The organism is Enhygromyxa salina (assembly GCF_002994615.1).
GTDB classification, from domain to species: Bacteria; Myxococcota_A; Polyangia; order Nannocystales; family Nannocystaceae; genus Plesiocystis; species Plesiocystis salina_A.
In genome coordinates this window covers 1-5,319 of the sequence record NZ_PVNK01000045.1, presented here as the reverse complement: position 1 = coordinate 5,319, position 5,319 = coordinate 1, and the positions used below count along the sequence as shown (strand labels likewise).

General features: G+C 69.7%; 6 protein-coding genes. 5 read left to right on the top strand and 1 reads right to left on the bottom strand.

What is annotated here, in order from left to right; all coding sequences use genetic code 11:
* From ENSA5_RS04465 to ENSA5_RS04445, 5 genes are all read left to right on the top strand, one after another.
* Positions 1 to 938, top strand: a 938-nt coding sequence (locus tag ENSA5_RS04465; RefSeq protein ID WP_219906729.1) for an aKG-HExxH-type peptide beta-hydroxylase, incomplete at its 5' end; no start/stop codon positions are given.
* Complete coding sequence (locus ENSA5_RS04460; RefSeq protein ID WP_106390304.1) at positions 935 to 2,023, top strand: aKG-HExxH-type peptide beta-hydroxylase; 1,089 nt, start codon at positions 935 to 937, stop codon at positions 2,021 to 2,023. The genes ENSA5_RS04465 and ENSA5_RS04460, both read left to right, overlap by 4 nt.
* Positions 2,023 to 2,583, top strand: coding sequence for a DUF6817 domain-containing protein (locus ENSA5_RS04455; protein WP_146155318.1), 561 nt, complete (start codon positions 2,023 to 2,025; stop codon positions 2,581 to 2,583). The genes ENSA5_RS04460 and ENSA5_RS04455 overlap by 1 nt, the downstream gene beginning before the upstream one ends.
* The gene (locus ENSA5_RS04450; protein ID WP_106390302.1) at positions 2,580 to 4,049 is read left to right on the top strand and encodes an MBL fold metallo-hydrolase; all 1,470 of its coding nucleotides are present in this window, start codon (positions 2,580 to 2,582) and stop codon (positions 4,047 to 4,049) included. The genes ENSA5_RS04455 and ENSA5_RS04450 overlap by 4 nt, the downstream gene beginning before the upstream one ends.
* A gap of 152 nt (positions 4,050 to 4,201) precedes the next feature.
* Positions 4,202 to 4,603, top strand: coding sequence for a hypothetical protein (locus ENSA5_RS04445; RefSeq protein WP_106390301.1), 402 nt, complete (start codon positions 4,202 to 4,204; stop codon positions 4,601 to 4,603).
* A gap of 66 nt (positions 4,604 to 4,669) precedes the next feature.
* Here the strand turns inward: ENSA5_RS04445 and ENSA5_RS04440 are convergent.
* A partial coding sequence (locus ENSA5_RS04440) for a hypothetical protein (protein ID WP_181197362.1) occupies positions 4,670 to 5,319 on the bottom strand: 650 nt, incomplete at its 5' end.

Sequence of the window (5,319 nt, the reverse complement as noted above, 5' to 3'; positions counted from 1 at the left end):
GTCATGCGCTGTGCACCTATGACGAGGGCGAGCATGCGGGGTTGGTTGGCTTCCTCGCGGATGTTGTTCGGGCCGAGGAGATTGTCGGGCGAGGCGAGGCGGGCGCGGGCGAGGGCGAGCTGTGGACGGCGCTTGGGGATCTGGGGTTTGGGGCAGGGCAGGGGCAGGCGCTTCATCGGGCGACGCGGGTCCACGATCACTTCATCGTTGATTTCGACAGCCCCTACCGCGACGCGCGGCTCGTCGAGAGTAATTTTCGGCCGAGCTTCGGGGAGGGGGTGCCCTTCTCGCCCGAGCAGCGGGCGCGGGTCGAGGCTCGGATCGTGGCGGCGGCCGATGGCCTGCGCGCGCTCAGCCCTGCAGCCTACGGGCTCTCGGCGGCGATGATCCGGACCTTGATGCCGCGCATCGACGACCGCAACCCGACCTTCAAGGGCTCGAGCAACCGCGGGATGGTCGGGCGGGTCAACCTCTTCAATCCGCAGCTCGACGGCATCAACCACGCGGTCATCGCGAGCTCGCTGGTCCACGAGGCCATTCACATCCTGCTCTACCTGTTCGAGCAGGACGCCCCGCTCGTCGTCGATGAGCGCCGCGCCCACGAGCTGCGCATCACCTCGCCGTGGTCGGGCAAGCGCGTGCACCTGCTGGCGCTCGTGCACGCGACCTTCGTGTGGTACGGGCTCTTGCACCTGTGGCGCCTCGCGGGCGTCGAGCGCTATTTTCCGCGGCGCGAGATCGACTACTACCGGGGTTTTTGCGCCCGAGGTCTGCGCGACGGGCGGCTGAGCGCGGCGCTGGCCGAGCACGCCGCGCTCGTGCGTCCCGACGTGCTCGACGCGCTACGCGAGATGGAGGCCACCGCCCCGACCGACGAGGTCGAGGTCGAGGTCGAGGTCGAGGTCGACGATCCGCGTCGATCAGCGGGGCCGCGGTGAGCGAGGCGTTCGCGGGCGAGGTCGTCCTCGATCGGCTGCTCGAGACCTTTGCGGCGGCCGAGGTCGATCGGGTGGCCGAGCGCTGCGAGGCCCTGCGGCGCGAGCACTTGATGTTCTGCTCGCACGAGCTTCGCGCGGTGCTCGACGAGGCCCGGGACGAGGGGCTCTCGCGCGCGCTGCTCGGGCTGCCGGGCCCGGCGCTGCTGCGCTTGCTCGGCGCGCCCGAGACCCTCGCGCACCTCCTGGCCTTTCATCGCGGTCATCGCAAACCCGCGCTCGCGTTCCTCGCCCGGGCGGTCGAGGCCGAGCGCGCGCGAGACAGCCGATCGGCGCCGCGGCGCCCGTGCTGGACCGCGCTCGGGGATCTCCACCTCAGGGCCGAGGGCTCGAGCTACGGCGCGCCGAGGATCGACGCGCTGATCATCGACTGCCGCAGCCCCTTCGCCCGGCGCCCGCCATCGGTGGGCGACGCGCTGCCGCAGCTCGACGCGGGGCCGACCACCGACGACGACGAGGCGATCGTGGCCAAGCTGGGCCAGGCGCTCGACGCCCTGGAGCTGGTCAGCCCCGGCGCCCACGCGCTGGTCGTCGGCTCCCTGATCACGATCTTGCCCCGCAAAGCCGCGCGGGCCGAGGCCGGCTTCACCTCGGCCTCCTCGCGGCCCCGGACCGGTCGCGCGACCTTGTTCGACGCCGACTGCCCGGGCGTCTCGACCGCCCGAATCGCGGCGGCGCTCGTCCACGAGGCGATCCACAGCTACCTCTACCGGCTCGAGCAGAGCGTCGATCTGGTCAGCTCGCCGCGCGCGGCGATCGAGCGCACGCTTCACTCACCGTGGACGGGCAGCGAGCTGCGCCTCAACACCTATGTCCACGCGTGCTTCGTGTACTTCGCCCTCGTGAACCTGTGGCGGCGGCCCGAAGCGCGCCGCTTCTTCGACGCCGCGCAGGTCGACGAGCTCGCGGCGATGGCCGCGTCGGGGTTCGCGGGCGGCGAGCACCTCGCGCGGCTCGAGAGCCATCGCGCGTACCTCCACGAGGCCGTCGACGCCCAGCTCGTCGGCATGCAGGGGTGGGTCCGCTGATGGCCGACATCGCCGACAAGCTGGCGTTCCTGACCAGCCACGAGGCCATGGCGCTCTCGCACTCGAGCGACAGCTTGCTCTCGCACCTGCTCGGGACCCACGCGCTGCTCGTCGACTGGGGCTGCCGCGAGGCCCTGTCCGACGCGGGCTTGTTTCACTCGGTCTACGGGACCGAGAGCTACCCGTGCACGCTCGCGCCGCTGTCCGCTCGGGCACGAATCCGAGCGCTGCTCGGGGCCGAGGCCGAGCGCCTCGCCTTCTTGTTTGGGATCATGGACAAGCGCTCGTTCTACGCCAACCTGCCCGGGCGTGAGCGCCTCGTCCTGCGCTCGCGGATCGATGATGAAGAGCTCGAGCTCGAGCCGGGGGAGCTGAGCGACCTGTGCCATCTCGTCGTCGCCAACTGGCTCGAGCAGCGCCCGCGGGTCGATGCGCGCTACCGGTTCATGCGTCGGCGCGAGCTCTCGCAGATGCGCGAGTGGCTGTCCGCGTCGGCCTGGGCGGCGCTCGACGAGGTCTACCGCTTCGCGGATCACGACGACGAGGAGCCCGAACCATGAGCGGCGAGCCGTGCCTGGAGTTGCTGCCGCTGCGCTGGTTTGTGGTCAAGGAGGCCGACATGCTCCGTCTGCTCGCCGATCGCGAACAGATCTCGCCGCAGTTCAGCGAGCTGATGATCGCCGGGTCCGCGCAGTCGGTCTATCATCGCCCCGGAGTCGTCGCCGAGGCCCGGCGTCTGGCCGTGCTGCTCGACAGCCTCGAGCTGCGCTGGCCGAGCGCGGCGGACGTGCGCGAGCTCCTCGAGCGCCACCCGAGCGCCCGTGAGCACTACGCCCACGACGAGGACGGCGAGCGCTGGTACCTGCGCAGCCCGGCGATCGAAGGCTACGAGCGCGCGTTCCCGGGCAAGCGCTGGTGCCTGCTGTGGCAGGCGCCGGCCGGCATGGACGCGGTGACGGTGGAGGGGGAGAGCTTGCTCGCAATGATGCGGCTGATGCCGCTGCTCGACGGCACGCGCTCGCTCGCTCAGATCATCGCCGGGATCTCGGGCAACGAGCCCGCCCGTGAGCTGCTCGAGCGGCTGGTCCGCTCGGGGGTCGTGCGCGAGCGGGCGGCCGCCGGCCTCGAGGTCGACGCGTTGCCGGACTTCATGTTCCTCGGTCACTCGGGCCTGATGGTCCGTGACGGGCGAGATCTCCTGCTCGTCGATCCGATCGGGCGACCGGACAACGAGGCGCTCGGCCGCGACCGGCCGCTGTTTCAGCTGCTCAACCTCGCGTCGGCGGTGCTCATCAGCCATCACCACTGGGACCACCTCGACTTTCAGACCTTGACCCGTGTTCGCCGAGACACGCCGATGATCGTGCCCCGCTGCCACGAGCCGAGCGCCGCCAACCCCCCGATCGCGGCCTACCTGGCCGAGCTTGGCTTCGTCGACGTGCGTGAGCACGACCCGGGCGACAGCCTGTCGATCGGCGCGCTGCGGCTGCGCCTCGCGGAATTTCGCGGTGAGGCCTTCGGCCTGGGCTCGCGCTTCGACGCGTTCACCTATCACCTTCGGTTCAAGGAGCGCTCGCTCTACGGGACGGTCGACGCGTGTCACGACGAGGCCGGGGGCATGGACGAGACGATCCGCGAGGTCGCGAGCTGGGGGCGCCCGGATCTGTTCTTGTTCGGCTCGTCGGAGCAGGAACACAGTAAACCGTATCTGGCGGGCGGTTTGCGGCACTTCTCCAACGAATTGAAGTGGCGGCCCGAGCTCTTGCGTTATCACCCGGACTTCGCTGACGTCGCTCGGTGGGCGCGAGTGCTGCGACCTCGTTGGCTGATCCCCTACGCACAATTTTTGTTTGGCGGCCGCCCGCGGGCGGATCTTCGCTTCGCCACTCGTCCTCCGCGTGCGGCCGAGTGTGGCGAAGATCTCCCCGTCAGACATCGAGCTTGGCTCGCGCAGCTCGATCGGCTCGCGCTCGAGTTGAACGTGCCCATCGCCCTGCTCAGCGCGATGCAGGGCATTCGCGATTGATCGCGGCGCGTGGTCGAGACGCAGATCGGTGCGTGGAATGTCCACGCACATTGGGATAGGCTGGCCGCGATCGACGGTGGTCACCAACCCTAGTCAGATGGAGAGAGACGTTGGCAGCAACCAAAAAGACGACGAGTAAGAACACGGAAGCCGTGCAAGCCAAGGCGGCGAAGAGCCACGCCCGCGGGGTCAAGAAGCTCGGCAGCGCCGCAGGCATCGCCGCCAAGGCCAACCTGCCCAAGAACCCCAAGCGGATGGACAAGGCGAAGAAGCTGGAGGCGATCTCCAAGTTCGAGGCCAAGCTCGCGCGCAGTGACAAGGCCTTGCTCGACGGCGTCCGCTTGATCCTCGAGTCGAATCGGGCCGAGCGTCGGGCCGGCTTGAGCATGTGGGCCGTCGAGCTCTCGGACCAGGACTTCCCCGTAGCGGTCAGCGCGCTCGATGCGACCCAGCAAGAGCGCGACGAGAAGCTGCTCGGCCAGATCGAAAAGGCGCTCAAGCGCGGTCGCAGCAGCGCGGTCGCGGTCGCCAAGAAGCACAAGAACCAGCACTGATCTGGTCGGCACGAGAGGAGCTCGGCGGCGGAGCTATTTGGCCGCCGCCGCGCTCTCTTGTTGGTTTTAGCTCTGGCGCCGGGACGCGGCGATGATCCGCAGGATCGCGGTGCTGACCGCGGCGCTGAGCTCGTTGATCGAGCCGGGGTCGACGGGGTGATTGGTCCCGTGGGCCCACAGCAGCAGCGGGATCTTGCTGCCGAGGGTGATCGGGAGCAGCAAGACGTTGCCCTTGATCCCGCCGAGCGCCTGCGAGAAGGCCTGATCGATCGTGTTGGTGCTCTGCGCCGGTCCGAACGAGGGGGCCCCGCGCTCGAGCACGGCGGAGAACATCGACTGTCCGGTGCTCGGGATTCGGACCTGGCGGACGGCCTCGACGAGCAGATCCTGGCCCCGGGCGTCGAGGCCTCGCAGCTCGTTGTGGCTGTGGACAAAGAGGATCACGCGGCTGAACCCTGCGCCGAGGAAGTCGAGCAGCAAGGTCGTGACCTCGTCGCGGTCGGTCGTGGCCTCGAGCTGGGGGAGGACCTGGGCGAAGGCCTCTGGTGACAGCGGGATCGGATCGCTGCCGAAGCCGGCGAGCGGCGGGTTCCAGGGGGTGTAGGCGCGGCCACGTCGCGGGCCCCGACCTGTCGGCGGCTGGCGTTGTTCGGCGACGTGGGTCTCGGCGGGTGCCGGGTCCTCGGGCGTCGGGGCGGGGTCGACGGGCATTGGGG